Below are 24,462 nucleotides of genomic sequence, written 5' to 3' on the forward strand. Positions count from 1 at the left end.
ACACCAAATCTAGAAAGAGCTTGCACGAATCTGATAGCTCGGGCAATAGTCTCGATAAATAACGCGCGATCACATAAAAAACGCGCCCACGAATCGAGGCAGAGATGAGCGAAGCTGAGCAGGACCTGGACATTGCCATCGGGCACTACGCAGAGCTTCTTGCGTCCAATCTTCATGCGCAACGTGCTGCCCACTTCCCTCCCGACGCCAAAAAAGTCATGCGCAGCCTGACCAGCGGCGAGGCGGCCGAGTTGCTTGGCGTCGATCATACCTACCTTCGCAAGCTTCATCGAGAAGGAAAGATCGCTGACGTCGAAACCACTGCGGGCAGCCACCGGCGATATACCCTCGATGATATCTGGGAGATTCGCCACGCTCTTGAGGCAAACGCGAAGAAGCCTGGAACCTACGTTCCGGGGCGTCGTGCCGGTGACGAGCTTCAGATTGTTTCTGTTGTGAACTTCAAAGGCGGGTCCGGGAAAACGACAACATCCGCTCACCTTGCACAGCGCTTGGCTCTCAAGGGATATCGTGTCCTTGCGATCGATCTGGACCCCCAGGCATCCCTTTCCGCGCTGCATGGCATCCAGCCTGAGCTGGACCTGATGGAGGGTGGCACGCTGTATGATGCGGTTCGCTACGATGAACCGGTCCCGATCTCGGACGTGATCCGCAAGACCTACATCCGTGGTCTTGACCTGATTCCCGGGAACCTCGAGCTCATGGAATTCGAACATGAGACACCGGCAGCCATTCAGCGTGGCGGCGCCCGCGCATTCTTTGCCCGTGTGCGCGACGCGCTCGACAGTGTCGAAGCGGACTATGACGTCGTCGTCATCGACTGTCCGCCGCAGCTTGGTTTTTTAACCATGTCCGCCCTTTCAGCATCTTCAGGGGTGCTTGTTACCGTTCACCCCCAAATGCTCGATCTGATGTCCATGTCGCAGTTTTTGCGCATGACCGCTGATCTGCTTGGCGTCATCCGGGATGCTGGCGCAAACCTTCGCTTCGACTGGCTGCGCTTTCTGCCGACCCGCTACAAGGTGGGTGATGCCCCGCAGACCGAGGTCATTGCTTTCATCCGGGGTCTGTTCGGCAGGTCAGTCCTGACCAACCACATGGTTGAGTCTACTGCGATCTCTGATGCAGGGCTGACGAAGCAGACGCTCTACGAGGCCGACAAGAAGGACTTCACGCGTCAGACTTTCGATCGTGCAATCGAATCCATGAACGCCGTCAACGACGAGATCGCGGCGATCATCCAGAACACGTGGGGACGCAATGGCAAGAAAGCCTAAACTGGGACTGCCACTGCAGACCCTGCGCAACGCGCCCGACGCTCTTGAAGGGCGCAGGCTGCGCGGCGGCGTTTTCGAAATCGAGCCTGACCAAATCGAAACCACAGGTCGGCTCGATGACAGGCTGCAGATTGAGACTGCGGGCCTCAAGGCGTCAATTTCCAAGAACGGACAGCGAGTACCAATCCTCGTCCGGCCGCTTGATGGTGATCGCTACAGCCTGATCTATGGCCGTCGTCGACTGGAAGCTTGCAGAGAACTTGGGATCAAGGTCCGCGCCATTGTCACAGAGATGGAGGGCGATCAGGCACTTCGTGATCAGCTGTTAGAGAACCAGGAGCGGCGGGATCTAAGCTTCATCGAACGAGCGCTTGTTGCCGCAGCCTTGCTCGACGGTGACCATCTGAGCGCATCCGAACGCACTAACAAGGGTGTCGCCGAGGTTCTCAATCTGACCGAGGCAGGAGTGTCGCAGCTGTTAAGCGTGGTCCGCACCGTTGGGGAGGACTTGGTCCTCGCCATCGGTGCCGCTCCGGGCATTGGTCGGCCCAGGTGGGAAGAGCTCAAGAAGTTGCTGGGGGCTACGGATGCCGATCGCGAACTGCTTGCAGCTTTGGCGGGTGAGGCCAAGACATCCTACCAAGGCGGTATTGACGAGAAATCCGATCATGCATTTTTGGCCGTCCTCTCTGCTGCAGGGAAGCCCGAACAGACCACATCCTCGTCTCGCCCTCGCGGGCGGCCCGGCACGGTGATTCCGGGGGTCGGTGCCGCCACTGTCACGATCGGACGTCGTGGAAAGCAACTCAAGCTCGAGTTGAAGGCCGAGGAGAGCGATTTTGTCAGCTGGCTTGAGGGCAACGCCCCGCAGCTGATCACCGAGCTTCACGAGCGCTGGAAGCGTTCGGAAGACTGAGGAAGAGCAACAATCAAAAAGGAGGCACGAGACAGGCAGAAAAGAAAAAGGCCCCGAGAAGCAAGCTTCACGAGACCTTTCTTAGGTTTCGCACGGGACCAGCCCGCTACAAAACTTCAGTTTTCGCACCTCTGAATGTAGCGATCTGGCCCCTTTCCCGCAAGCGCAAAGCGATTCGCGGGCCAGGGAAATTTTGCCTTCGTGAATGACATCATGGATTACACACCGATTTCGCCGTTTATGCGGCCGATCTCGCACGCCCATCTGCGCGTGGTCGAGCGTCCTGAGGCGTCTGTTCCCGGCAAGCCCGTCAACAAGTGGGAGCTCCTCCGTGAGCTGTCCAAGGCACAGGCCGCCTTCGGGGTTTCCGAGCGCGATCTGACCGTTCTTCAGGGACTTCTCAGCTTTTTTCCGGACGATGCGCTTGGCGGGAACACCGAAATGGTCGTCTTCCCATCCAACAAGGCGATCTGCGAGCGGCTGAACGGCATGCCTTGCTCGACGATGCGCCGTCACCTCGCCCGGTTGGTAGAGGCACGCTTGCTCATGCGGCGCGATAGCCCCAATGGGAAGCGGTATGTGCGCAAGCGTGGCGAAGATCGGGTGGCCTTCGGCTTTGATCTCTCCCCGCTCTATTGCCGGGCCGAGGAAATTGCACGGGCTGCAGAGGCTGTGCGTGAGGCCGAGGACCGTGTGCGGCGACTGAGGGAGGTAGTGAGCCTTATGCGTCGCGACTTGGCCGCTCTGGCGGAGTTCGGCGAGGAGATCCAGCCCGGGCTTGGCCTATGGGACCAGCTCCGCGACAAGGCAGCCCTCACCGCCCGCGCTCTTCGCCGCAAACTCTCGCTTGAGGATCTGTCGGCATTTCGGACTGAACTGGAGACCCTTCTTGACCAGGCGCGTAATGTGATTGACGGTCCTGAAACAGAAGAAATGAACACCAATGATGCCCAATGTGAGCGTCACCATCATAATTCAAATAAAGAATCTATAGATCTTGAACCTGCCTTAGAAAAAGGCGGGGCGGCGGGACGCGCGCCTGATGATGATACGGGTGAGCCCGTGGCTGACCTTGAAGAGTCTGACACGAGGCGGGTGCCGAAAATCCCACTCCACCTGGTAATCGCCGGCTGTCCCTCGCTCAAGACTTTCTATCAGGGCGACATTCGACACTGGCACCAACTTTTCGACGCGGCTTGTCATGTAAGGCCGGCCATGGGGATCAGTGTTTCCGCGTGGGAAGAAGCGCAACGCTGCATGGGACCAGAGCAAGCCTCGATCGTCGTCGTGGCCATGCTGGAACGATTCTCTGACATCAGATCACCGGGTGGATACTTGCGGGCGCTGACGTCCAAGGCCGCGGCGGGCGAATTCTCTTGCGGTCCGATGGTCATGGCTTTGATCGGTCGGCGAAGTGCGGCTTAACAGCTGTTAAGTTTCAACGCCGCGGTGCTCAGTTGGCATGACTTAACAGCTGTTAAGTCGCCTCTTGGCAACCATACGATCATCGAGAGGGAAAGGAGTGTTGGTTTGAGGGTGACGGGAAATGAGATCGGGAGAGTGGCTTCCGGCGCCCGTCGTGGAGAAGATCTGATGACGAAAGCTGTCCGGAAAATCACCCTGTCCCCTTCGCGGGATATCCCTTTTGACAAGCTGGTCCTGAGCCAGTCCAACGTGCGGCGCATCAAGGCTGGCGTGTCTGTCGAGGAACTGGCCGAAGACATCGCCCGCCGCGGTCTGTTGCAGAGCCTGAGCGTGCGGCCCGTCTTGGCTGACGACGGCACCGAGACCGGCAAGTTCGAGATCCCGGTCGGTGGCCGTCGGTTCCAAGCATTGTCCCTGCTGGTGAAGCAGAAGTGTTTGGCAAAGACCCCGCCCATTCCTTGCATCGTGCGCGATGCTGCGTCCGACATCCTGGCCGAGGATGATTCCCTTGCAGAAAGCATGCATCGCGTCGCCCTGCACCCGCTCGACCAATTCCGCGCGTTTGTGGCGCTGAGGGACAAGGGCCAGAGCGATGCAGAGATTGCCGCCGCCTTCTTCGTGACGCCGCAGATCGTGAAGCAGCGCTTGAAACTCGCTTCCGTCGCCCCTGCCCTGCTTGAGGTCTATGCCGAGGATGGCATGACGCTGGAGCAGCTCATGGCCTTCACCGTGAACCCCGATCATGCGCGTCAGGTTCAGGTCTGGGATGTGATCCATTCATCCTGGAACAAGGAGCCATTCCAGATCCGGCGCATGCTGACCGAGACCTCGGTCCGGGCGTCTGACCGGCGCGCGGTCTTTGTGGGTGCTGAGGCCTACGAAGCGGCGGGCGGCACGATGTTGCATGACCTCTTTCAGGGCGATGACGGTGGCTGGCTCGAGGACCCTGCCCTGCTCGATCGGCTGGTGACGGAAAAACTCCAGGCCAAGGCTGAGACGGTTGCCGTTGAGGGCTGGAAGTGGATCGAGGTCGCGCTTGACCTGCCCTACGGCTACAGCCACGGCCTGCGGTCCCTGTCAGGTGATCCGGCACCGATGACGGATGACGAAGGCGCGGCCCATGCCAAGCTGCTCGCCGAATACCGGGCGCTGGAAGAGGAATACGCGGGTCAGGATGAAATCCCCGACGGGATCGACACGCGGCTTGGCGTGTTGGAAACGGAGATGGAAAAGATCGAGACCCGGCCGTTGATCTTCGACGCGGAGGAGATCGGGCGGGCAGGGGCGTTCGTCACGCTCGACCGCTACGGCGCGCTGGCCGTCTATCGCGGCTATGTGCGTCCAGAGGATGAGCCGGTTGACGTGACAGCGGTCCAGGATGGTGCTGATCCTGCGGTGGCGGGGCAGGGGGATGATCGTGATCTCACCGATGGCTATGACAGTGCCGCTCATGCCGGAACCGTCATCATGTCGGGAGGCCAGCCGATTGGCGGCGATCTGCCGGAGGATGAGGATGACGGAGCGCTGAAGCCACTGCCCGAGCGGCTCGTAATCGAGTTGACGGCACACCGGACGCTGGCGCTGCGTGAAGCGATCGGGCGCTCGCCCGACGTGGCGTTGATTCTGCTGCTGCTGAAGATTGTGACGGACACCTTCCGCACTTCCTCTGCTTCGGGAAGCTGTCTCGAAGCCTCAGTGCGTCACATCTACATGCCGGCGCAGGCGAGCGATCTGAAGGACAGCGTGGTGGCAAAGCTGGTCGACGAGCGTCATGCGCCGGAACGATCTCGTGGCGCTTGACGATGAGGACCATGCCGAAGGGCAGGGGGCGGATGCCGAAGCGGCTGACAGCGTCAGTGAAGCTGACCTTCCTGCATTTCTGACGGATGACCTGCCTGCTGAAGGCGCGTCGATGCTGGCCTCGGAATAACGTGATCCAGCGGGGGGCGGAGATTCCGCCCCCAATCACCCTATAGTGTAATAATATCAATGGGATGAGCGCGATTACTCGCATTCAGAATGAAGAATCATGTCTACAACAACCATCATCGACACCGCACCCCTCGGGGCGCTGCGACGTGAGACTTCAAGGCCAATGCTCCCGATCTTTCACATGGGCATTTGGAGCATCCGTTGGCAATCTGACGGATGCCTGAAATCCAGAAGTTTCACCGGGACGTGGTGACTGGAGCAAGAGAGAGGTTTCGATCCGTTCTGCGATGGCTGAGACGATAGCGAGGCCAAGCCCGCTACCATCAGTTTTTGCATCTGCCCTCTCGAAGCGCCCTGTCAGGCGTTCGAGTGTTTGGGTTGCTACCGCGGGGCCCTCGTTCGCCACGATCAACTGCCCGTCGCTCGTGAGTGTAACCTCGACTGGGGCATTCTGCGCCCCGTGGCGTAGGGCGTTTTCCACCAGATTCCGGCACAGAATTCCCAATGCGTCGGGGTCGATATCAGACAAGACAGGCGTGTCCGGCAAGTTCAACATAAGGCGCCCGTTCTCTGTGCTGCGCGCAATATCTTCCACCACGACCCGAGTGATGGTTCTGACATCAGCGCTCTGGTCCATCCGAAGTCTACCGCCTTCCGCCCGCGCAAGCTGCAGGAGACGTTCGGACAGCCGAGCGAGACGCTTGAGCGTCGCCTCGATCTCGGCGGCGCGCGCGTCGATGGTCGGATCTTTGGTCTCTGACCGCAGTCGCTGCGCCTGGGCGATAGCGCCCGCCAATGGTGTCCTTAGTTCATGAGCCGCATTGGCTGCAAAACTTCGCTCAGCCTCGAACGCGTCGCGCAACCGAGCCAAAAGGCTGTTCAAGGTTGCAGCCAGCGGTCCGATTTCTGTCGGCAGGTCGGCCGCGGGTACTTCTGACAGGTCGCGCACGCCGCGCGCTTCAAGCCGCGTACGGAACCGATGGAGAGGGGCGAGGCTAAAGCGCACAGCGAGAATAATCGACGCGAGCGCCAACGGCAGCACAACCAGCAGCGGCAGGCCGAGGCTCATCTGGATTTCCCGAGCAACCGAAGCGCGATGCGCCAACGGTTCGGCCACGGTGATGCTGATCGTCCCCTGGAGCGCCGCGTCGCTGTAGAGGCGATGTGTGGCGTTCTGCCCAAATCCCGGACCGCCGTATGGAGGAAACACGGCAGGGTCCGCCGCATGGGATTGCAGCAAAATGCGTCCCTCGGCATCGCGTACGATGTAGGTGAAGAACTCGTCATGCTCCCGGATCGGCGCGAGGCGCTGCGTCACACCCTGATCTTCTTGCCCGACGATGTCGGTCACGGCCAGCGGCAGGATGCGCTCGGCGGTTTCGCGTAGGGCGCTGTCGAAGACCTCATCCATCTCGCCCCGAACGATCACCGCGGTAACCGTGGCGGCGGCGAGCCAGAGGATCGTCAGCACAAGGCCGAGTGACAAGCCGAGCCGTACCTGAAGGCTGGATGGCCACATCATGGCTTGCCCAGCCGGTAACCCATGCCGCGCTCGGTCTCGATGATGGCGCTCCCCAGTTTCTTGCGCAGGCGGCTCACGTGCACCTCGATGGTGTTGCTCTCGACTTCGGCGTCGAAAGCGTAGAGCTTCTCCTCCAACTGCGCCTTGGACAGGAGCTGCCCGGGACGCGCCAGGAAGGCCTCGAAGAGCGCCCATTCCCGCGCCGTCAGCGGCACATGTCTGCCATCCCGATGGACGCTGCGCGCGGCAAGGTCGATGTCGAGCGGTCCGTGGGTCAGGATCGGGTTGGGGTTGCCGCTGTAGCGCCGCGCGACCGATCCGATCCGTGCCGACAGTTCCGACAGGTCGAAGGGCTTCACAAGATAGTCGTCAGCGCCCGCATTGAGGCCTTCGATCCTATCGGACACCTGGTCGAGCGCCGTCAGGATGATGACCGGCGTCACGTCTCCACGCGTCCTGAGGCCCTTGAGGAACCCGATACCACGTCCGTCTGGCAGCATGAGGTCGAGCAGGAGCAGGTCTTAAGAGGTTGCGCTCATCGCGTCTGCCGCCGCGTCTAGCCGCGTGACCCAGTCTACTGACTGGCCATCAGCTGCGATCTGGTCGCGCACGGCAGCGCCAAGAGTCGTGTCGTCCTCGATCAGCAATATGCGCATGGTCGTACCCGTCCTTTCCTGATGTCCCTCCATGATCCGTCTGGCTGACACGAAGCTGAAGCTTGTGGGTCGAGCCCCTTCAGGCTGCCGTCAGCTTCGCGGCGCATGAATGGCATCAAGAGGCGAGCCACTAGGAGTGTGCCCCATGAAGAAGACATTGACAATTATCGGCTTTCTCGCGGTCTTTACGGCCGGCGCGGCGCTGGCTGACGACGATTGCTTCGTGCCGATGGCCGACTGGCAGCCGCGCGATGCTGTTGCCATGCTGGCCGAGGAAAATGGTTGGACGGTGCGCCGGATCAAGATCGATGACGGCTGCTACGAGATCGACGGGAGGGATGCCGAGGGGCGTGCGATCGAGGTGACTGTCCACCCGGCCACGCTGGAGGTAATCGAGTTCGAATACGAGGACGACGAGGATGATCGCCGCGAGCGGGATCACGAGAGACGCGACGATGACTGATGCAGCGCGTCGCGACGGTATTGTCCCGGTGCCGAGCCTGCCGCCACTCTCCCGGCTTTCCCTAAACTCTCCTCTAGCCCTGACGGGCCCGGTGCTGGTTGCGTTGCCATGCCTGCTGGCGGCTTTGCTCGGTTTCAACACCTATGCGACTTATGGTGCGGATGCCGCGCTCGGCATCGCCGTCGGGGCCGCGGCAGTTGTCGCGATGGCACAGACCCTGATCCTCGCCGCACGGCCGCCGCTGGTGGAGCCGTTGTTCGGCGGTCTCGATCGCATGTACCGGGTCCACAAGTGGCTTGGTATTTCCGCAATGGTCCTGATGATCCTGCACCAGCAGATCGAGCCGGATTTCGAGCGTTTGGTGCGTGAAACCTCCCTTGGTGAACTTGGTGAAGAGGCGGGCGAACTTGCCTTCAACGCGCTTCTTGCCCTGGTTGCTGTCAGCTGGTTCCGGAGATTGCCCTTCACCCCACTGGAAATCCCCTATCAAATCTGGCGGTTCAGCCATCGTTTCATGGGGGCCCTTTTTGCAATCGTGGTCTTTCACCAGTTCTTCGTCGACCTGCCGACAGAGGTAGATCCATCGCTCTCGGTGCTTCTGAACACATTCGGCATCGCCGGAGTGATCGCGTGGATATTCACCGAGCTGGTCGCCCCGTACCTGCGGCGTAGAGAATTCACCGTCACAGAGATCAGCCAGACCAAGGACACCACCACGCTAACCCTCCGCCCCGAGGGGCGGGCCATGCGGTGGCGGCCGGGGCAATTCGCCTTCTTCCGCGCGCCAGAGGCAGGACTGTCCGAGCCGCACCCTTTCACGATTGCCAGCGCCCCGCGCCCTGACGGCACCCTGACGTTCTGCATCAGGGGGTTGGGTGGCTGGACACGAAGCCTGCCCGCCATCTTGCGGACCGGAACGCGCGTGCAGGTCGAAGGGCCATATGGACGGTTCAATTTCCGCAAGGGCGGTGCGCGCCAAATATGGCTTGCCGGCGGCATCGGTATCACGCCGTTCCTCGCCTGGGCGGAAAGCCTGACAGAGGCGGAGAGTCGCGACATTCACCTCATCTACTGCGTTCCGACACAAGAGGAGGCGATTGGCGTAGAGACGTTGCGCGCTGCGGCTGCCCGCAACCCGAGGTTCAGTTTCGAGGTGGTCGTTACGACGCGCGATGGCAGGCTCACGGCCGAGCGCCTGATTGGCGCGGTCCCTTTCGCGATCCGGCAAGCCGATCTGTGGTTCTGCGGCCCAACCGGTCTGAAGGACGGGATTCTCAAGGGCTTGAAAGCACAAGGCCAAACGCCTCGCCGTGTCCGCTTCGAGCAGTTCGAATTCACCTGAACGCGGGGCAGGGCGCATAGCCATGCCAGCCCTGTAGCCTGCGCTCGCATCTTTTTTTGGCTCCGCCCTCATCGGCGGGGCCATTTTCCTGACGGCAAGCTGAAGCAGGAATCGCTGGGGCGTCAGGATGCCCTCAGGTCGGGGTGCCAGATTGGTCTCATCAAACGAAAGGACCCCTTGCCATGAAAAAGACCCTGACCGCCCTTGCCCTGATCGCACTTTTGCCCGCCAGCGCTGCGCTGGCCGACGACGATGATTGCAATGCGCCCCGTGACCAGTGGCAGCCGCGCGAGGCCGCCATGCAGATGGCCGAACAGAACGGTTGGACGGTGCGCGACTTCGAGATCGACGACGGCTGCTACGAACTCGAAGGCCGAGACCAGGATGGCCGCGAGATCGAGGTGAAGCTCGATCCGGCGACGCTGCAGATCGTCGAGATGGACTACGAGGATGATGACGACGACCGCGGTGGCGCCCGCAATCCCGCGCCCGCTGGAACGGTCGCTCCTCCGCAGAACGGCCTCTTCGGAAACGGCGCCCCTCCGCAGGTTCAGGTGAACTGAACAGCTCCGAAGCACCCTGAACAAGGATCATTCCCATGAAATCACTTCTCGCAACGCTCGCGCTGACCACCGCACTCACGCTTCCCGGCCTCGCTATGGCACGGCCCGTGACGCTCACAACCACCCTTAACAACTATGGTGGCGACGGCGCTTACCTCGCGCTTTACGTTACCGACGCCTCGGGCGCCTATGTCGGCAGTCTCTGGATGGCTGGTGGCAAGTCCAAGTACTACGAGCATCTGAGCGACTGGTACCGTGCCACGGGCGGCGATACCGCGCAGGTAAACGGTATCACCGGCGCCAGCGTCGGCGCGGGCCGCAGTCTCGAGATCACGCTCGATCTGGCCGACGCGCTGTTCGATACGGGCTACACGCTGCACATCGACGCGGCGGTCGAGGATATGCGCGATAGCCCGAACGAGGTGGCCGTGCCGCTGACGACGGCGGGCGCGGGCACGCCGGTGAGCGGGCGGCGCTACATCTCCAACTTCTCCTACGACATGTGAGGGGCAGGGCCATGATCCGTACACTCCATCGCTGGCCGGGTCTTCTGGCACTCGCGCTCGTCACGATCCTGAGCCTGAGCGGCGCTGCGCTCTCGGTCTTTCCGGCAGTCGAGCGCATCACCGCGCCGCAGGTGGAGACTGGCCTGACAGTCGCCACCCTCGCGGACCGCATCCAGGTCGTCTATCCGGGCGTCGAGCAGATCCGGCGGTCGCCCTCCGGTCGGATCACCGCCTATTGGTTCGATCAGGGCGCGCCTGGTGCTGCCGTGATCGACCCGGCGACGGGCGCGGGCGTTGCCTCGGCCGACCCGAACCAAGCCCTTCGCTGGCTCACCAACTTTCATCGCTCGCTCTTCCTCGGGGATGGCGGGCGCATCGCCATGGCCGCCGGGGCCGCAGCGATGCTGGTCCTCTCGCTCTCGGGTGCTGTGCTGGTCGCGCGGCGGGCGGGGGGATGGCGGCACTGGTTCGCGCCTCTGCGCGGACCGCTCGCGGGCCGGCTGCACGTCGAGATCGCCCGGATCGCCGTCATCGGCCTCGTTCTGTCCTCCACCACCGCCCTCTGGATGACAGCTTCCACCTTCGATCTTCTGCCGGACGGTGGCGTCCTGCCGGCTGATCCCACCGAAGTGAGCGGAGAGATTGGGTTCGCTCTCGATCAGATGGCCACGCTGCTGCAGACCCCCGTCGCCGAGCTGCGCGAACTGAGCTTTCCCTATCCCGGCGATGCGACGGACGTGTTCACACTGAAGACCGACCGGGGCACCGGCTATCTTGACCAGGGAACCGGCGCGCTCATGGCATGGGCCGACCTGACCGGGTGGGAGCGCGTCTCGGAAACCATTTACATGCTGCACACGGGGCAGGGGGCCGCGACGCTCGGCCTTGTGCTCGGGATGATGGCGCTCGGAGTGCCGGCGATGGGCGTGACCGGCGTCCTGATCTGGTTTGCCGGGCGGCGCGGGCGGCCGCGCATCCGCGGCAACCAGCCCGCGGGCCGTGCCGAGACGATCCTTCTTGTCGGCAGCGAGGGTGGCAGCACCTGGGGCTTCGCCGCGACCCTGCATGCCGCGCTGACGGCAGCGGGGCAGGGCGTCCATGTTGGCCCGATGTCGGGCTTCGCGCCAGAGCGCTACGCCCGAGCCGAGCGCATCATCGTGCTCGCCGCGACCTATGGCGACGGGGCTGCGCCGGCCTCGGCGAAGGGCTTCCTCGACCGGTTGAACGCCCTCGACGGAGCGCCGGATATTCCCATGGCTGTGCTTGGTTTCGGAGATCGGAGTTTTCCGGCCTATTGCGCCTTTGCCAAGGACGTTGCGGCAGCAGCGCAAGCGAAGGACTGGCCGGAGCTTCTGCCGCTTGACGCAATCGACCGCCAGTCCCCGCAGGATTTCGCGCGCTGGGGCCGCGCTCTTGGCGAGGCGCTTAGCATCTCTCTCGAGCTTTCTCACCAGCCCGTCTCGCCGCGCACCGAAACATTGACCCTCGTCTCGCGGCGCAACTACAGGGCCGAGATGCAGGCGGGGGCCGCGATCCTGCGCTTCGCCCTGCCGCGCGCGACGCTGTGGCAGCGGCTGACCGGGGCGGGTTTCGCACGGTTTCAGGCGGGCGACCTGATCGGTGTCCTGCCGCAGGGCAGCGCCGTGCCACGTCTCTACTCGCTGGCCTCGGGTCGCCGCGACGGCTTCGTGGAGATCGTTGTGCGCAAGCATCCGGGCGGGCTGGCCTCGGGCCAGCTGACCGCCTTGGAGCCGGGCGCTAGGGTCACGGCCTTCCTGCGCCGCAATCCCGGCTTTCACGCCGACCGCGGTCGCACCCCGCTGATCCTGATCGGGGCGGGCACCGGCATCGGGCCGCTGGCGGGCTTCATCCGCGGCAATGCGCGGCACAGGCCCGTGCACCTGTTTTTCGGGATGCGGCATGCGGACAGCGATTTCTTCTATGGCGAAGAGATGCCCGGCTGGCAGGCTGAGGGGCGGTTGACCCGGCTTGTCACCGCCGTCTCGCGCGGCGCGCGGCGCAGTTATGTGCAGGACGCCTTGCGCGCCGACGCGGCGCAGGTGGCCCGGCTTATCTGCGACGGGGCGCGTGTGATGGTCTGCGGCGGGCGCGACATGGCCACGGGCGTGAGCGATGCGTTGGCCGAGATCCTCGCACCTGCCGGGCTTACGCCCGCAGTCCTAAAGGCAGAGGGGCGGTATGTCGAAGATGTCTACTGAGCGCGCGCGCATCGCCCTGAACGGCCCCACCATGGGCACGCGCTGGTCGGCGCTGTTCTTCGCGGATCGGGGCCGCGACACGGATGCAATCCGTGCCGCCCTTCAGGCGGCTGTCGACGAGGTGGACAAGCAGATGTCGACGTGGAACGCGGAGAGCGCGCTCATGCGGATCAATGCGGCGCCGGTGGACGATTGGGTGGTGGTGCCGGAGCAACTGCGGGCGGTCCTGCGCCTCGGGCTCGAGATCGGGCGCGCCTCGGGCGGGGCCTTCGATATCGGCATGGGCGATGCGGTGACGGCCTGGGGTTTCGGGCCCGGGGCCGCCGCGCCCGAGGGTATCCGCGCCGTGATGGACGCCCCCCGCCGCCCGGCGCAGGAGGTGCTGGAGATCGAGGGGATGCAGTTGCGCAAGACCGCGCCCATTGCGCTGGATTTGAACGGCATCGCCAAGGGCTATGGCGTCGACCGGCTCGCCGAGACCTTGCGCGATCATGGGATTGCCGACGCCCTTGTCGGCATCGACGGTGAGATGCGTGCCATGGGCCTGCGCCCCGATGGCGAGGCATGGATCATCGCGGTAGAAGCGCCGGACCCTGATCGCCGGACGCCGCATTCGGTTCTGGCGCTGCAGGACGCCGCCGTGGCGACCTCCGGTGACTACCGCCATTGGGTCGAGGTTCAGGGGCGCCGCCTGTCGCATACCATGGATCCGAGACGTGGCGCGCCGCTGATCGCCTCGCCGGCCTCCGTCACCGTGGTGGCCCGCACCTGTGCCGAGGCCGATGCTTGGGCGACGGCGCTCATGGTGCTTGGTGCGGAGAGGGGTGCGGACCTCGCGAGACAACGTGGACTCGACGCCCTGTTTCTTCTGTGCGATGATGAAGGCAATGCAATGGGCGTGGGAGTCGGGCGTCTTTTTTCCGAAGAACCAGCGGCAATCGCCTCAGCCGGGGGAAGATGAGCCGCATGGAACAGACCCGTACCGATCGCTTCAAGACCGCACTCCTGCTGATGGCCGCAACCGGGCTGATCGTGGGACTCGCATTCTACCTTGCGGGCCAACCAGAGGTTGCGAACCTGATCTGGATTGCAGGAGTTGTTCCCGCGCTGGCAGCGCTTGTGGTCGAAATCGTCCGCAGCATTGGGCGCGGCGAGGTGGGCCTCGATATCGTTGCCGCGCTGTCGATGTCGGCGGCGCTTGTCTTCGGCGAGACCTTGGCTGCGGCTGTCGTCGCAGTCATGTATTCTGGAGGCACTTTCCTCGAAGCCTTCGCTGAGGGCCGTGCACGTCGTTCGATGAAGGATCTTCTATCTCGCGTACCCCGGACCGCGACGCGGCACCGGAACGGCGGTCTTGAGGATGTGCCTCTCGAGGAGATCGCACCGGGCGATCGCCTGCTGATCCGGCAGGGCGATGTCGTTCCCGTGGACGGTTCGGTTACGTCCGACACCGCCTTCCTCGACACCGCGGCGCTGACCGGCGAATCCCTCCCAGTCCGGCTGGCGCGCGGGGCCGACGCCATGAGCGGATCGACCAACGCGGGCGAGGCCTTCGACCTGACGGCGACGCGCGAGGCCAAGGACAGCACCTATGCCGGGATCGTTCGCCTGGTCGAGGAAGCGCAGGCGTCCAAAGCGCCGATGTCCCGGCTGGCCGACCGCTGGTCGCTGGGCTTTCTGGTCGTCACCGTCAGTATCGCCTTCGCGGCCTGGTGGTTCACAGGCGATCCGATCCGCGCGGTCGCCGTGCTGGTGGTCGCCACGCCCTGTCCGCTGATCCTTGCCGTGCCGGTTGCGCTGGTCGCGGGTCTCTCGCGTGCGGCGCATTTTGGCGTTTTGATCAAGGGCGCAGGGCCGCTCGAGACAATGGCGCGCATCCGTACGCTGATCCTCGACAAGACGGGGACGCTGACAGATGGCCGTCCGCAGATCATCTCGATCGACAGCCACGATGGCATGAACGAGGACGACATCCTGCGCCTCGCGGCCGCGCTCGATCAGGCCTCCAAGCACCCTGTCGCGCAAGCGATCGTCACCGCCGCCAAGGCACAGGGCTTCACACTGCCCGTTCCGACAGAAGTGGCTGAGATCCCGGGCGAAGGGGTCTTGGGTCGTGTGGAGGACCGCGAGGTGATCGTCGGGGGCGACGGCTTCGTGGCGTCCCGGGTCGGGCGGATGGTGGGCGATCACCCCGCCAAGGGCGCCGGATCGGTCCTTGTCGCAGTGGCAGTTGACGGTCACATGGCCGGGCACCTCGTCATGTCCGACCCGCTGCGCGAGGGAGCGGGTGCCATGCTGGACGGTCTGCGCCGCCAAGGGATCTCGCGTATCCTGCTGGCCACCGGCGACCGCGCGGACGTGGCCGAGCGTGTGACGGAAGGGCTGGGCCTCGACGGGCTGCGGGCCGGTCTGACGCCGGATCAAAAGGTGTTGCTGGTGCTCTCTGAGCGTAAACACGGGCCGGTGATGATGGTGGGTGATGGTGTCAACGACGCGCCCGCCCTGGCCGCAGCCGATGTAGGCGTGGCAATGGGGGCACGGGGCGCCGCGGCCTCGGCCGAGGCCGCCGACGTGGTGCTGCTCGTCGACCGGATCGACCGGCTGGGGCCCGGCATCGAGATCGCGCGGGCTTCACGCCGGATCGCGGTCGAAAGCGTTGTCGCCGGGATCGGCCTGTCTGTCATGGGCATGATCGCGGCCGCTTTCGGCTACCTCACGCCGGTTCAGGGCGCGCTCCTGCAAGAAGTGATCGACGTTGCCGTGATCCTGAACGCCCTGCGCGCGCTGCGCATCGCGCCACAGGAGCCAGCTACGGGCAAACCCCAGGCGATCATTTCAGAGCAAGCTGACATCGTTCAAGGAGCCACGCCATGAGCCGTCTATCACATTCTGAAATCCATATGGTGCATCGCATCGGCTGGCTGCGGGCCGCCGTTCTCGGCGCCAACGATGGTCTTGTCTCGACCGCGAGCCTCGTCGTCGGCGTCGCCGCAGCCGGGTCCGGCAAGCCCGAGGTCATGATCGCCGGGCTGGCCGGGCTTATGGCTGGCGCGATGTCGATGGCGGCGGGGGAGTATGTCTCGGTCAGCTCGCAAACTGACGCCGAACAGGCGGACCTCGCCCGAGAGAGCCGTGAACTCGAGGAAACGCCCGAGGCCGAGCTCGAGGAACTAACCCGGATTTATGTTGAAAGGGGGCTGGACCGCGACCTGGCGGAAAAGGTTGCCGTGCAACTGACTGAACGTAACGCGCTCGGATCGCATGCGCGCGACGAGCTCGGCATTTCGGAAACCGTTACCGCCCGCCCTGTCCAGGCGGCTCTGGTGTCCGCACTGACCTTCGCCGTTGGGGCGGTGCTGCCCCTGATCGTCGTGCTGCTGGTCTCGGAGGCGCAGATCGCTCCCCTGGTGGCGGGATCGACGATCCTTGGCCTTGCGGTTCTTGGCGGATTGGGCGCTTCGGCCGGCGGCGCAGGCGTCGTCCGTGGGGCCACGCGGGTCACGCTATGGGGAGCGCTTGCAATGGCGGCGACAGCCGGGGTCGGTGCGCTGTTCGGGGTCGCCGTAGGCTAGGAGTTAATGGGGTGTACCCGAACCCCGCTCCGGCTGCTTGTTGCGGCAACGCTCGTCAACATCGTGCTGATCATCGAGGTGCCACAGATCGAGTCGCAGCGCGTGGGGTCATAAACCCATGTCCGCAAATGGGTCATGCTGGACGAGATCAACACCGATGTTCTGGAGCGGTCCTTTGTCTGGGAGGACCGCACGCCCATCGGCACGTTCAGTTCCGTCTTCACATCCAAAATCCAGTCCAGCCTGATCGCGCTTGCCAAGTCGGGCGGGGCATCCGTTGTCGATCGGCCGAAGTAATCTCGATCAGCGCGGGGTCTACCCAGCTTCACTTGTTCCCATCGATCCACTTCGACATCAGCTCCTTGTCGCGGAAGCATTCGTCCGGCACGGCGCGGCGCTTGATGCGGGCGAGGCGCTCGGCAAAGGCGACCTGCTTTGATGTCGGGCGGCTGTCCTGCGTGCCCGGCTTCAGCTTGGCCTGTGCGTCGATCCAGGCGCTCAAGGAGCGCCGATCTTGCTGAACCTCACACGGCAGAAGCGTCTGGTTGCGAAGGGCCAGTGCGCGCGCATAGGCGATCTGCTTTGGCGTCGCGGGCAGGGCGTAAGTGGTGCTTTCCATCGGGGATCTCCCTTCTTAGCGTGGCTTTCAACATAGAACATAACAGGAACAAAATCAAGCCACCTGCGGAAATCATGGGGTTTGAGAGGAAGAGGAGGGCCGGGGGAGGTCAGGCCTGAGGATGCCCGAAAGAGGGTGTCCGGGCCTGATCCTGTTCCTCATTGGGGTCTGATGCCGGAAAGTGGAGGATCCTACGTTCTCATGAGCTTTGCATTTAACGCTCCTCGGCATCAGATCCCTAAAGAGTGAAAGTGTTCTTCGGGTTTTGTGACTGACGGATGAGGGCCTTTGGGGTCCCTCAGATGGGTCCGGGCCGGATTCCGGTCTGCTGTTCCTGATGAAGGGCATTCCCATGCAAACAGGTGTCTTGCGCGTGTTGCGCGCGACCGCTGCCTCGTGGTGGCGACACAAGGAACTACGCCGATCCGGCCAGACGGGGCAGGCACAGCGGCTCGAGCGCGAGACCGTCCTGCGTGATCTCGGCTATCTGAAGCAGGCGGCGATATTGCCAAACGCGCATGTGATCTGCGGAGAGGGTGGGACTTTCCTCCATCTCGGTTGGACCACCGTGTCGACCTTCGCGCCGATCGAGCGCTTTCCCTTGGCCGCTCTTGCGGTCGCACGTGGCACGCCGTTCATCGATATCCGACCCGTCACCGATGTCATCACCTTCGCGAACCTGCCGCGGGTGGCGCGGGACGGATCGGTCGACCCTGACTCTTCGGGTCCCGGTAAGTCCGTGTCGCTGACCACCTACATCGACATGGCCGAACAGCTCGGCGCGAGCATCACCAACGATCCGCGGCTCTGTCGGTCAACCTAGTCACCACTCCCTCTCACCAAAACTCGAAAGGACGCCAGCCATGGCCCGATCCCGCACGCCCAAATTCGATGCCTCCGAGGTCATCACAAACGAAATCATCCGCATCATCGAGCGCGGCGTCCTGCCGTGGCGCGAGCCATGGACCGCAGGTGGCAGGTCTCGTCCCCTGCGCGTGGGCGGAGAACCCTACCAAGGGGTGAACAACTTCCTGCTGACCATGCGGACTGTGATGGCGGGCCACAGCTCTCCCTTCTGGATGACGTTGCCGCAAGCCAATGCGTTGGATGCAAAGGTCCGTAAGGGCGAGAAGTCCTCTGTCGTTGTTTACTACGGTCAAAGCCGGAAAGACGCCGGCGATGAGCATGATCATAGCGACGGGGATGATCACTCCGAGGAAGCCCGTATCTTCCGCTTCCAGAAATCCTATCGCGTGTTCAATGCCTGCCAGATCGATGGCCTGCCCGACAGTTTCTACCCTGACCCGGAGCCCGTACCCGAGCATCCGCCGTCCGAGCCCATCCCGCACATGCAGGCGTTTTTCGATGCCATCGACATCACAACCGTCTTCACGGGCACGGAGGCGTACTATTTGCCCCCCGTGGACAAGGTTTACATGCCATCCATCACGCGGTTCCAGGACCCGCGCAATTTCTACGGGGTCTGGGCCCATGAGCTGGCCCATGCCACGAAAGCTCCCCATCGACTGAACCGCGATTTCGGGTTCTCGAAGTTTGGCAACACGTCCTATGCGCGCGAGGAGATCGTCGCGGAATTGACCTCGGTGTTCCTGGGTCAGACGCTCGGCTTCACGGCGCATACGCTCGAGATGAATGCCGCCTATCTCCACAACTGGTTGCGCGTCCTGCGCTCGGACAAGGGTGCGATCTTCAAGCACGCCGCGGACGCGCAGCGCGCTTGCGACTACTTGATCGCCAGATCGGAGGCGGGCAGGGCAGGGCGCAGCGCCAAGGCGGCCTGACCACACGGAGAACGGAGAGTCCCATGTCACGCAAGGAACCCAAGACGCTGCGGGTGGTCTGCTTCGAAGACGGCCGCCGCAAGATCATCACCTTCAAACGCGGTGCCTATTGGTGGAGCACGTCCGAGGGCGCGTATCCTCTCTCGGCAGCGCTCGGAACCATCAAGGAACAGGGTGGCTGGGTCGAAACCATCCCTAACCCGAATTACAGACCCAAGGGGCTGTTCGGGTAGGGCACCTTCTGCTTCGGCCCTTCCGCCAAGCAGAAAAGAAAAAGCAGGCTTTGGGAAGGGTGTTTCAACTTCTCAAAGGAGAGCCCTATGACCATCACTGCACAGCCCCAGACAGAATGCCCGGATCCGAGTGTGATCGCCGCGCAGAACGACGCGTTCCGCAAGCTCGCGTGCCTTGGAGTGCCGCCCGCGCAGCCCATCCAAGGCCGGATGCATGTCACCCGCTCGCTCATGGAGGCCGGTGACGGCTTTATGGCCGAGGCGGTGAAAGCCACCGGTGAGTTTACCACCTTTGAGCAGGACAATGATCCCGAGGGATGGCATGATTTCGGGGCGGTCGAGATCCGGGGCGAGACCGTGTTCTGGAAAATCGATCTCTATGAAGCGGATTCGGATTTCCGCTACGGGGCCGAGACCCCGGGCAATCCCGTGACCACAATGCGCGTACTGACCGTCATGCTGGCGCGCGACTGGTAGAAGGGCAGGGGACGCCTCCCCGTGACATCTCAGACGACTAAGGCCCGCTGCCCCCAAAAAAGGCAAAGCGGGCCTTTTTTCGTGGTGATCCCCGAAGCCGGGGATTGGTCCCGCGCGTAGAGGCGCGGGCCACACCTAACCCATCTGGAAGGATATCCCATGACCACAAGTTTTGCCCCCCTCACCGTCGCTATCGGCGATCTCGTCCCGCATGCCGCCAATGTGCGCAGCAACGCGCCGGAAACCTATGACCCCGAGAACATCGCGCATCTGAAGGCCAGCATCGCTGTGCTGGGCCTCCTGCAGCCGCTCCTCGTCCAGAAGTTCGACGGCAAATACGCCGTGCTGGCCGGTGGCCGGCGCCATGCAGCCCTGAAGGAGCTGATCGCCGAAAATGCCAGCAAGGGGTTCACTGCGAAAACCAAGGTCGACTGTCGGCTTGTCCCTGACGACTGCGACGTCACCACTGCCCTGTCGCTCGCCGAGAACATCACCCAGGCGCCGATGAACGCCATCGACGAGTTCGAGGCTTTCGCCCGGATGATGGAAGTCGACGGCCAGACGCCCGAGACGATCGCCAAGACCTTCGGCACCACGGTGGCGGCCGTGAAAGGCCGGTTGCGCTACGGTCTGATCCACCCCGAGATCCGCGCTGCGGCCCGGGCTAAGACCATCACGCTCGACACGATGAAGGCCTTTGCGGAGCATCCGAGCCAGGAGGTGCAGCGCGAGGTCTTCGAGGCGCTCACCAAGGAAGATAGCTACCTGCAGGCCTATACAGTCCGCCAGGCGCTCAAGTCCCGCGGCGTCCAGGTCAGCGACGATATCGGGGCCTTCGTGCGCGAGGACTATGAGGCCCGCGGCGGCGCCGTTGCGGCTGACCTTCTGGAAGAGCATTCTGTGCTCGAGGATGCGGCGCTGGTCGAGACCATCCTGCTTGAGAAGCTCGGTGCCGCCGCCGAAGAGGCCCGTATAAAGCTGGGCTTTGCCTGGGCCGATGCGATGGTGCGGTATGACTACGCGACCATGGCCGACTACGGCCGCGTCTATCCCGGCCCGATCGAGCCTGATGAGGCTGCGCAAAGGTGCGTGGATGAAATCACCGCCGAGCTTGAGAAATTGCAGCTCGAGATGGAGGATGAGGGGCTCGAGGACGGTGCCTACAATGCCCTTTACGAGCGCGTGGACGCCTTGGAAGAGGAAGCCCGCGACCTGCAGGAGGCCTACAGCGCCGAGGACCTCGCGCGGTCTGGGGTGATCGCGTCCTGGTCGGCCGGTAAGGTCACACTCCATGTGGGTCTCGTCCGCCCGGAGGACACCGTGAAAGACGAGGGCGCGCGCGGCTCCTCAGCTAACCCGACCGGGCAGGAGGCCCCGGACGACGGTGAAATCAGCTACCCGGCCTCGCTGGCCGAGGACCTCAAGACCGAGCGGGCCATGGCCCTCGGCGCCGCGATGGCGCTGCATCCGGAGGCCACGCTCGATCTCACGCTCTTCAAGCTGGTCAGTGATGTTCTGGCCAGCGGAATGAGTGTCACGCAGGCAATCAAGATCGATGCCCGCAAGGAATACCGCAGCCATGCCAAGATGGACGAGATCGACGAGATCTCGCTCGAGCAGGTGGCGGCGGCGCATGATGCGCTTGATCTGTCCTGGCTCGATGACGCCCGCGCGCCCGCCGATCAGTTCGCGGCGTTTCGCGCGCTGGAGGCAGGTGAAAAGGCCAAGCTCGTCGCCTATGCCACCGCCAGCACCACGCAATCCTGCTTCGCGCGGGACCGCCAGCGCGACAGCCTGATGCATGCATTTGAGATCGAGATCATGCCCGACATTCGCGCCCACTGGACACCGAATGCGGCCCTCTTCAACCGCTTCAAGAAGGCCTGGCTCCTGAAGATCCTCGGCGAGGATCTGGGTCTCGCCCAGGAGGCTGTGACGCTGGCCTCGTCGAGCAAAAAAGAGATCGTCGCCTTCTGCGACAAGCTCTTTTCAGAGCCCTTCGCCACACTCACGGACGCGCAGCGCGCTGCCGTGGCTGCCTGGTGCCCGCCGATGATGCAGACCGCCGGTATCGCCTTTGATGAGGCGGAGCCCACTGCGGAAGCCCCGGAGCCTGACAGCGAGGTCGCGCAAGCGGCCTGAGCCATCAAGTGACCCGCGCGTGGACCATGCCACCCGCGCGGGTCGACCCTCCCACACCCAACGGAAAGACATCCCCATGGCTATTCTCAAGTTCTCTGCCTCCGCAGTTGCGGCGCAAATCGCGCATGCGCGCGCCTGCAAAACCTTCCTGCCGAACTGGAACGGGCCCGTGGACAGGCCGGCCCTGATCCTCATCGTCGGCAATGGTGTGCATCTGCGCTCAAACGGGATCGACGGCAAGACCACCCGCATCGTCACCACCGAACAGGCCGATCCGTCCTTCGCCTTCGCCGACGGCATGAACCCGTTTCGGGATACCGACTGGATGGCGCAGCGCCGCATGGCGTTTCGTGATCTGACCGGCCAGTTTTACACCGACATCCTGGATGACGTGCAGGTTCTCATCGACCGGGGGCGGGGTGCGATCCGGCTCGCCACCGATGGCCACAGCATCCGCGTCTTCGTGCGCCGGGCCTCGGACTATCTCATCGGCGGAACCTACGAGGTGCCCTCGGGCCTCGGCGGCACCTTCCGGGTCATTCTCAAGGATGCCTGCGACACCTTCGCGATCGTGCAGAACTGCGGCAATTGCGAGGATTTCGACGCCATGCAGCCCTACCGCGTGCCGCTGGATGCGCTGATGGAAATCGATGACCGGAGGGCGGCGTGATGGGTTGGCTCTTCTACACCGACGGCCGCGTCCAGACCTACGCAGATGAGAAAGCGGAGATTGCTCGGCTGTGCACCTTCGAGGGCGAAAGGCGCAAGACGGAACTGGTCAAAGCCTGCAAGGTGGGTTCGACTTGGTACGCGGCGGCAAAGGTCACAAATATCGACGGCACCCCTGTCGAAGACACGACCTATGTCACCGATGCGGATGGCTCCATCACTTTCGCCGCCGTATTCCTTACCCGATATGATGACGGCTGCTGGGGCTACAAGGACATGGAGGAAAGCGCTGGCCCGAACGAGTCGCGTGCTCCCCTTGGGCTGATCGAGCTCCTCTCCGATCTGAAAGACCCAGACAGCTATGCTCATGCCTGGCGCCAGCGCTGCCAGGACTGGGCTGCGATCCCGGACTACGAGGAAGGCGACAAGATCAAGCTCGCAGCACCTGTGACGCTCACTGATGGCAGTACCTGCCAGATTGTCACCGCGACCCACTACAGGCGCGGGCGGCAAAAGCGCCGCTGCTACCGCATCGAGGAAACTGGTGGGCTCGTACGCCTGTCGAAGGCCTCGCTTGCGGGCTCGGAGTTGCTCAGCTCCGCGAAAGGTGCGGCTAGCCCGGTGCTGGCGGAGTTCCTGGCGGGGCGAAATTAGGTCCTGCGCCGGACGGTTCATCGACCTGCCCGGCGACAGCAGATGCTGCGGCTTGTCTTGACAAGGCAATGCAAATGCATTACCTATCGCGGGCAGCAAAGAACCTTTTCTTCAGGAGACTGCCATGACAGCCCTCGCACAAGATGTCTCGAAACTCACGGATCGGTATCAGACGACCGTGCCGGCGGGTGTGCGCAAGCAGCTCAAGCTGGGCAAGGGCGACCAGATTCGCTACTGCACCGAGCCGAGTGGCAGGGTCTATATCGAGCCCGTCCGCAGCGACGAGGAAGATCCCGTGCTCGGAGCCTTTCTCGATTTTGTCGAGGCCGATATCAAGGCGCATCCGGACCGCATTCGGGCATTCGATGGGGCTTTGCATGACCGTCTTGCAGCACTGGTCGGAGACGTTGACGTCGATCTCGATGCGCCGCTATCGCTCGAGGATGAATGAGCGGCGATAGCGTGCCCGCCCAAGCGCCCCTTGTCGTAAACGGATGGTCGATATATGCGCATCCGCTCTTTCTGGACCAGCTCGAAGGGCTGACCCTGGAGGTCGAGGCGCGTAAGGCGCGCGATCCCAAGACCTGGCGCAAGAAAAATTCCACGAAACGGCTGGCCGCCATCTTCAAGCTGGTGACCGAGGCCATACCGGCAGATCCGGGTGCCGCAGCCTTCCGGCAAGGCGGCACACTCGGCGACCACCGCAAGCACTGGTTCCGGGCGAAATTCTTCCAGCAGTATCGGTTGTTTTACCGCTTCAACAGCGATGCGAAGGTCATCGTGGTGGCATGGGTGAATGACGACAAGACCCTGCGCGCCTACGGCAGCAAGACGGATGCATATGCGACGTTCAAAGGGATGTTGGAAGATGGCAATCCACCTGACAATTTCGACGCGCTCTTGAAAGAAGCTGCAGCGGCGGACAAGCGGTTCGAGAAATCCCTTGAAGCGGTGCCCGATCGGTAAGTGGGCCAGCTTGCTGTGACCCTTTGGCATTATCGTTTACGACGCCACGCTGGAAGATGTAGCATCGGCTGATAATACGGTCGGAGAAAGCACAATGAATGAGACGGAAAAGGATAGGCAGCACCTCGGGCTAGAGGAGCAATGCGCGCCTGACCTCACGGGGCACCGTTTCCCAATTGCTGTGCGCGTTGCAGACATGCCCGATGACCTCGGCAAGCTGCTGGATATCGGGCTCGAGGAGCATTTCCGTGGCCGCTGAAGCGAATTCGTATGACACGTGGTTTCGCATGAAGGTAAAGGCCGCGCTTGAGGATGCACGCGCCGAAACTTCACAGGTTCAGGTAATGCAGGCCGCACAGGCATTGATTGATGCGAAGCGGCAGGTCGAACCCAAGTCCTGACCAAGCCTTGGAGGTCAGCGCGGTCTGATCCCGTCACCCTGAAAAGCAAAAGTGGGCTTTTTGTCCTTTGGAACTCAGACCCTGA

General features: G+C 63.1%; 26 protein-coding genes and 2 pseudogenes. 25 read left to right on the forward strand and 3 right to left on the reverse strand.

The window, feature by feature from the left end; all coding sequences use genetic code 11:
- Positions 1-104 precede the first annotated feature (104 nt).
- From repA to PAE61_RS17610, 5 genes and pseudogenes are all read left to right on the forward strand, one after another.
- Complete coding sequence (gene repA / locus PAE61_RS00005; protein ID WP_009503867.1) at positions 105-1,298, forward strand: plasmid partitioning protein RepA; 1,194 nt, start codon at positions 105-107, stop codon at positions 1,296-1,298.
- The gene (repB, locus tag PAE61_RS00010) at positions 1,282-2,214 is read left to right on the forward strand and encodes a plasmid partitioning protein RepB (protein ID WP_028288626.1); all 933 of its coding nucleotides are present in this window, start codon (positions 1,282-1,284) and stop codon (positions 2,212-2,214) included. Before repA ends, repB begins: the two co-directional genes overlap by 17 nt.
- Before the next feature lie 213 nt (positions 2,215-2,427).
- Positions 2,428-3,639, forward strand: coding sequence for a plasmid replication protein RepC (repC, locus tag PAE61_RS00015; RefSeq protein ID WP_050525470.1), 1,212 nt, complete (start codon positions 2,428-2,430; stop codon positions 3,637-3,639).
- A 168-nt stretch (positions 3,640-3,807) separates the two neighbouring features.
- Positions 3,808-5,415 (forward strand): annotated as a pseudogene (locus tag PAE61_RS00020) (ParB/RepB/Spo0J family partition protein); the annotation flags it as partial.
- Complete coding sequence (locus tag PAE61_RS17610) at positions 5,411-5,569, forward strand: hypothetical protein (RefSeq protein WP_222481223.1); 159 nt, start codon at positions 5,411-5,413, stop codon at positions 5,567-5,569. The pseudogene PAE61_RS00020 and the gene PAE61_RS17610, both read left to right, overlap by 5 nt.
- Before the next feature lie 156 nt (positions 5,570-5,725).
- On the opposite strand, the gene PAE61_RS00025 is transcribed toward PAE61_RS17610, so the two are convergent.
- Positions 5,726-7,093, reverse strand: coding sequence for a sensor histidine kinase (locus PAE61_RS00025; protein ID WP_271109818.1), 1,368 nt, complete (start codon positions 7,091-7,093; stop codon positions 5,726-5,728).
- Positions 7,090-7,749 (reverse strand): annotated as a pseudogene (locus PAE61_RS00030) (response regulator transcription factor). The gene PAE61_RS00025 and the pseudogene PAE61_RS00030 overlap by 4 nt, the downstream one beginning before the upstream one ends.
- Before the next feature lie 145 nt (positions 7,750-7,894).
- Between PAE61_RS00030 and PAE61_RS00035 the strand changes: the two are divergent.
- The 9 genes from PAE61_RS00035 to PAE61_RS00075 all read left to right on the forward strand — a co-directional run bounded on the left by PAE61_RS00035 (position 7,895) and on the right by PAE61_RS00075 (position 16,711).
- Positions 7,895-8,212 (forward strand): PepSY domain-containing protein, encoded by a 318-nt coding sequence (locus PAE61_RS00035; protein WP_028288623.1) that lies wholly within the window; start codon positions 7,895-7,897, stop codon positions 8,210-8,212.
- A complete protein-coding gene (locus PAE61_RS00040; protein ID WP_028288622.1) occupies positions 8,169-9,554 on the forward strand; it encodes a ferredoxin reductase family protein in 1,386 nt (461 codons plus the stop codon). The genes PAE61_RS00035 and PAE61_RS00040 overlap by 44 nt, the downstream gene beginning before the upstream one ends.
- Positions 9,555-9,736: 182 nt before the next feature.
- Positions 9,737-10,117 carry a PepSY domain-containing protein gene (locus PAE61_RS00045; RefSeq protein WP_150297408.1) on the forward strand — a complete coding sequence of 127 codons (381 nt, stop codon included), beginning with the start codon at positions 9,737-9,739 and terminating at the stop codon, positions 10,115-10,117.
- 35 nt (positions 10,118-10,152) lie between these two features.
- Positions 10,153-10,623, forward strand: coding sequence for a DUF2271 domain-containing protein (locus PAE61_RS00050; RefSeq protein WP_043872238.1), 471 nt, complete (start codon positions 10,153-10,155; stop codon positions 10,621-10,623).
- Positions 10,624-10,634: 11 nt separating this feature from the next.
- Positions 10,635-12,842, forward strand: a complete 2,208-nt coding sequence (locus PAE61_RS00055) for a PepSY domain-containing protein (RefSeq protein ID WP_150297409.1) — start codon at positions 10,635-10,637, stop codon at positions 12,840-12,842.
- Complete coding sequence (locus tag PAE61_RS00060; protein ID WP_043872240.1) at positions 12,823-13,803, forward strand: FAD:protein FMN transferase; 981 nt, start codon at positions 12,823-12,825, stop codon at positions 13,801-13,803. Before PAE61_RS00055 ends, PAE61_RS00060 begins: the two co-directional genes overlap by 20 nt.
- 5 nt (positions 13,804-13,808) lie before the next feature.
- Positions 13,809-15,716 carry a heavy metal translocating P-type ATPase gene (locus tag PAE61_RS00065; protein WP_036540305.1) on the forward strand — a complete coding sequence of 636 codons (1,908 nt, stop codon included), beginning with the start codon at positions 13,809-13,811 and terminating at the stop codon, positions 15,714-15,716.
- A complete protein-coding gene (locus PAE61_RS00070; protein WP_271112104.1) occupies positions 15,713-16,414 on the forward strand; it encodes a VIT1/CCC1 transporter family protein in 702 nt (233 codons plus the stop codon). The genes PAE61_RS00065 and PAE61_RS00070 overlap by 4 nt, the downstream gene beginning before the upstream one ends.
- 135 nt (positions 16,415-16,549) lie before the next feature.
- Positions 16,550-16,711, forward strand: a complete 162-nt coding sequence (locus tag PAE61_RS00075; protein ID WP_224557872.1) for a hypothetical protein — start codon at positions 16,550-16,552, stop codon at positions 16,709-16,711.
- 28 nt (positions 16,712-16,739) lie between these two features.
- Here PAE61_RS00075 and PAE61_RS00080 read toward each other — a convergent pair whose 3' ends face one another.
- A complete protein-coding gene (locus PAE61_RS00080; RefSeq protein ID WP_028288615.1) occupies positions 16,740-17,033 on the reverse strand; it encodes a hypothetical protein in 294 nt (97 codons plus the stop codon).
- Between the two features lie 337 nt (positions 17,034-17,370).
- On the opposite strand from PAE61_RS00080, the gene PAE61_RS00085 reads away from it, so the two are divergent.
- The 11 genes from PAE61_RS00085 to PAE61_RS00135 all read left to right on the forward strand — a co-directional run bounded on the left by PAE61_RS00085 (position 17,371) and on the right by PAE61_RS00135 (position 24,377).
- Positions 17,371-17,856 carry a hypothetical protein gene (locus tag PAE61_RS00085; protein ID WP_271109823.1) on the forward strand — a complete coding sequence of 162 codons (486 nt, stop codon included), beginning with the start codon at positions 17,371-17,373 and terminating at the stop codon, positions 17,854-17,856.
- Positions 17,857-17,896: 40 nt separating this feature from the next.
- Entirely contained in the window at positions 17,897-18,835 is a 939-nt protein-coding gene (locus PAE61_RS00090; RefSeq protein WP_271109824.1) for an ArdC family protein, read from the forward strand.
- Between the two features lie 23 nt (positions 18,836-18,858).
- A complete protein-coding gene (locus PAE61_RS00095; protein WP_271109825.1) occupies positions 18,859-19,068 on the forward strand; it encodes a DUF6330 family protein in 210 nt (69 codons plus the stop codon).
- An 87-nt stretch (positions 19,069-19,155) separates the two neighbouring features.
- On the forward strand, positions 19,156-19,545 hold the full coding sequence (locus tag PAE61_RS00100) for a DUF3768 domain-containing protein (protein ID WP_028288612.1): 390 nt from the start codon (positions 19,156-19,158) through the stop codon (positions 19,543-19,545).
- 159 nt (positions 19,546-19,704) lie between these two features.
- Positions 19,705-21,687 carry a ParB/RepB/Spo0J family partition protein gene (locus PAE61_RS00105; protein WP_271112105.1) on the forward strand — a complete coding sequence of 661 codons (1,983 nt, stop codon included), beginning with the start codon at positions 19,705-19,707 and terminating at the stop codon, positions 21,685-21,687.
- Between the two features lie 76 nt (positions 21,688-21,763).
- Positions 21,764-22,357, forward strand: a complete 594-nt coding sequence (locus PAE61_RS00110) for a regulator (protein WP_271109827.1) — start codon at positions 21,764-21,766, stop codon at positions 22,355-22,357.
- Positions 22,357-23,010, forward strand: a complete 654-nt coding sequence (locus PAE61_RS00115) for a DUF6927 domain-containing protein (protein WP_271109828.1) — start codon at positions 22,357-22,359, stop codon at positions 23,008-23,010. Before PAE61_RS00110 ends, PAE61_RS00115 begins: the two co-directional genes overlap by 1 nt.
- Positions 23,011-23,134: 124 nt before the next feature.
- A complete protein-coding gene (locus PAE61_RS00120) occupies positions 23,135-23,461 on the forward strand; it encodes a type II toxin-antitoxin system PrlF family antitoxin (RefSeq protein ID WP_005668772.1) in 327 nt (108 codons plus the stop codon).
- Positions 23,458-23,976, forward strand: coding sequence for a type II toxin-antitoxin system YhaV family toxin (locus PAE61_RS00125; RefSeq protein WP_069301771.1), 519 nt, complete (start codon positions 23,458-23,460; stop codon positions 23,974-23,976). Before PAE61_RS00120 ends, PAE61_RS00125 begins: the two co-directional genes overlap by 4 nt.
- 94 nt (positions 23,977-24,070) lie before the next feature.
- Positions 24,071-24,235 (forward strand): hypothetical protein, encoded by a 165-nt coding sequence (locus PAE61_RS00130; RefSeq protein WP_009819683.1) that lies wholly within the window; start codon positions 24,071-24,073, stop codon positions 24,233-24,235.
- Complete coding sequence (locus PAE61_RS00135; RefSeq protein WP_099911232.1) at positions 24,225-24,377, forward strand: antitoxin PaaA2 family protein; 153 nt, start codon at positions 24,225-24,227, stop codon at positions 24,375-24,377. Before PAE61_RS00130 ends, PAE61_RS00135 begins: the two co-directional genes overlap by 11 nt.
- Positions 24,378-24,462: the final 85 nt, after the last annotated feature.

Origin of the sequence: Paracoccus aerodenitrificans (assembly GCF_027913215.1) — a bacterium.
GTDB classification, from domain to species: Bacteria; Pseudomonadota; Alphaproteobacteria; order Rhodobacterales; family Rhodobacteraceae; genus Paracoccus; species Paracoccus aerodenitrificans.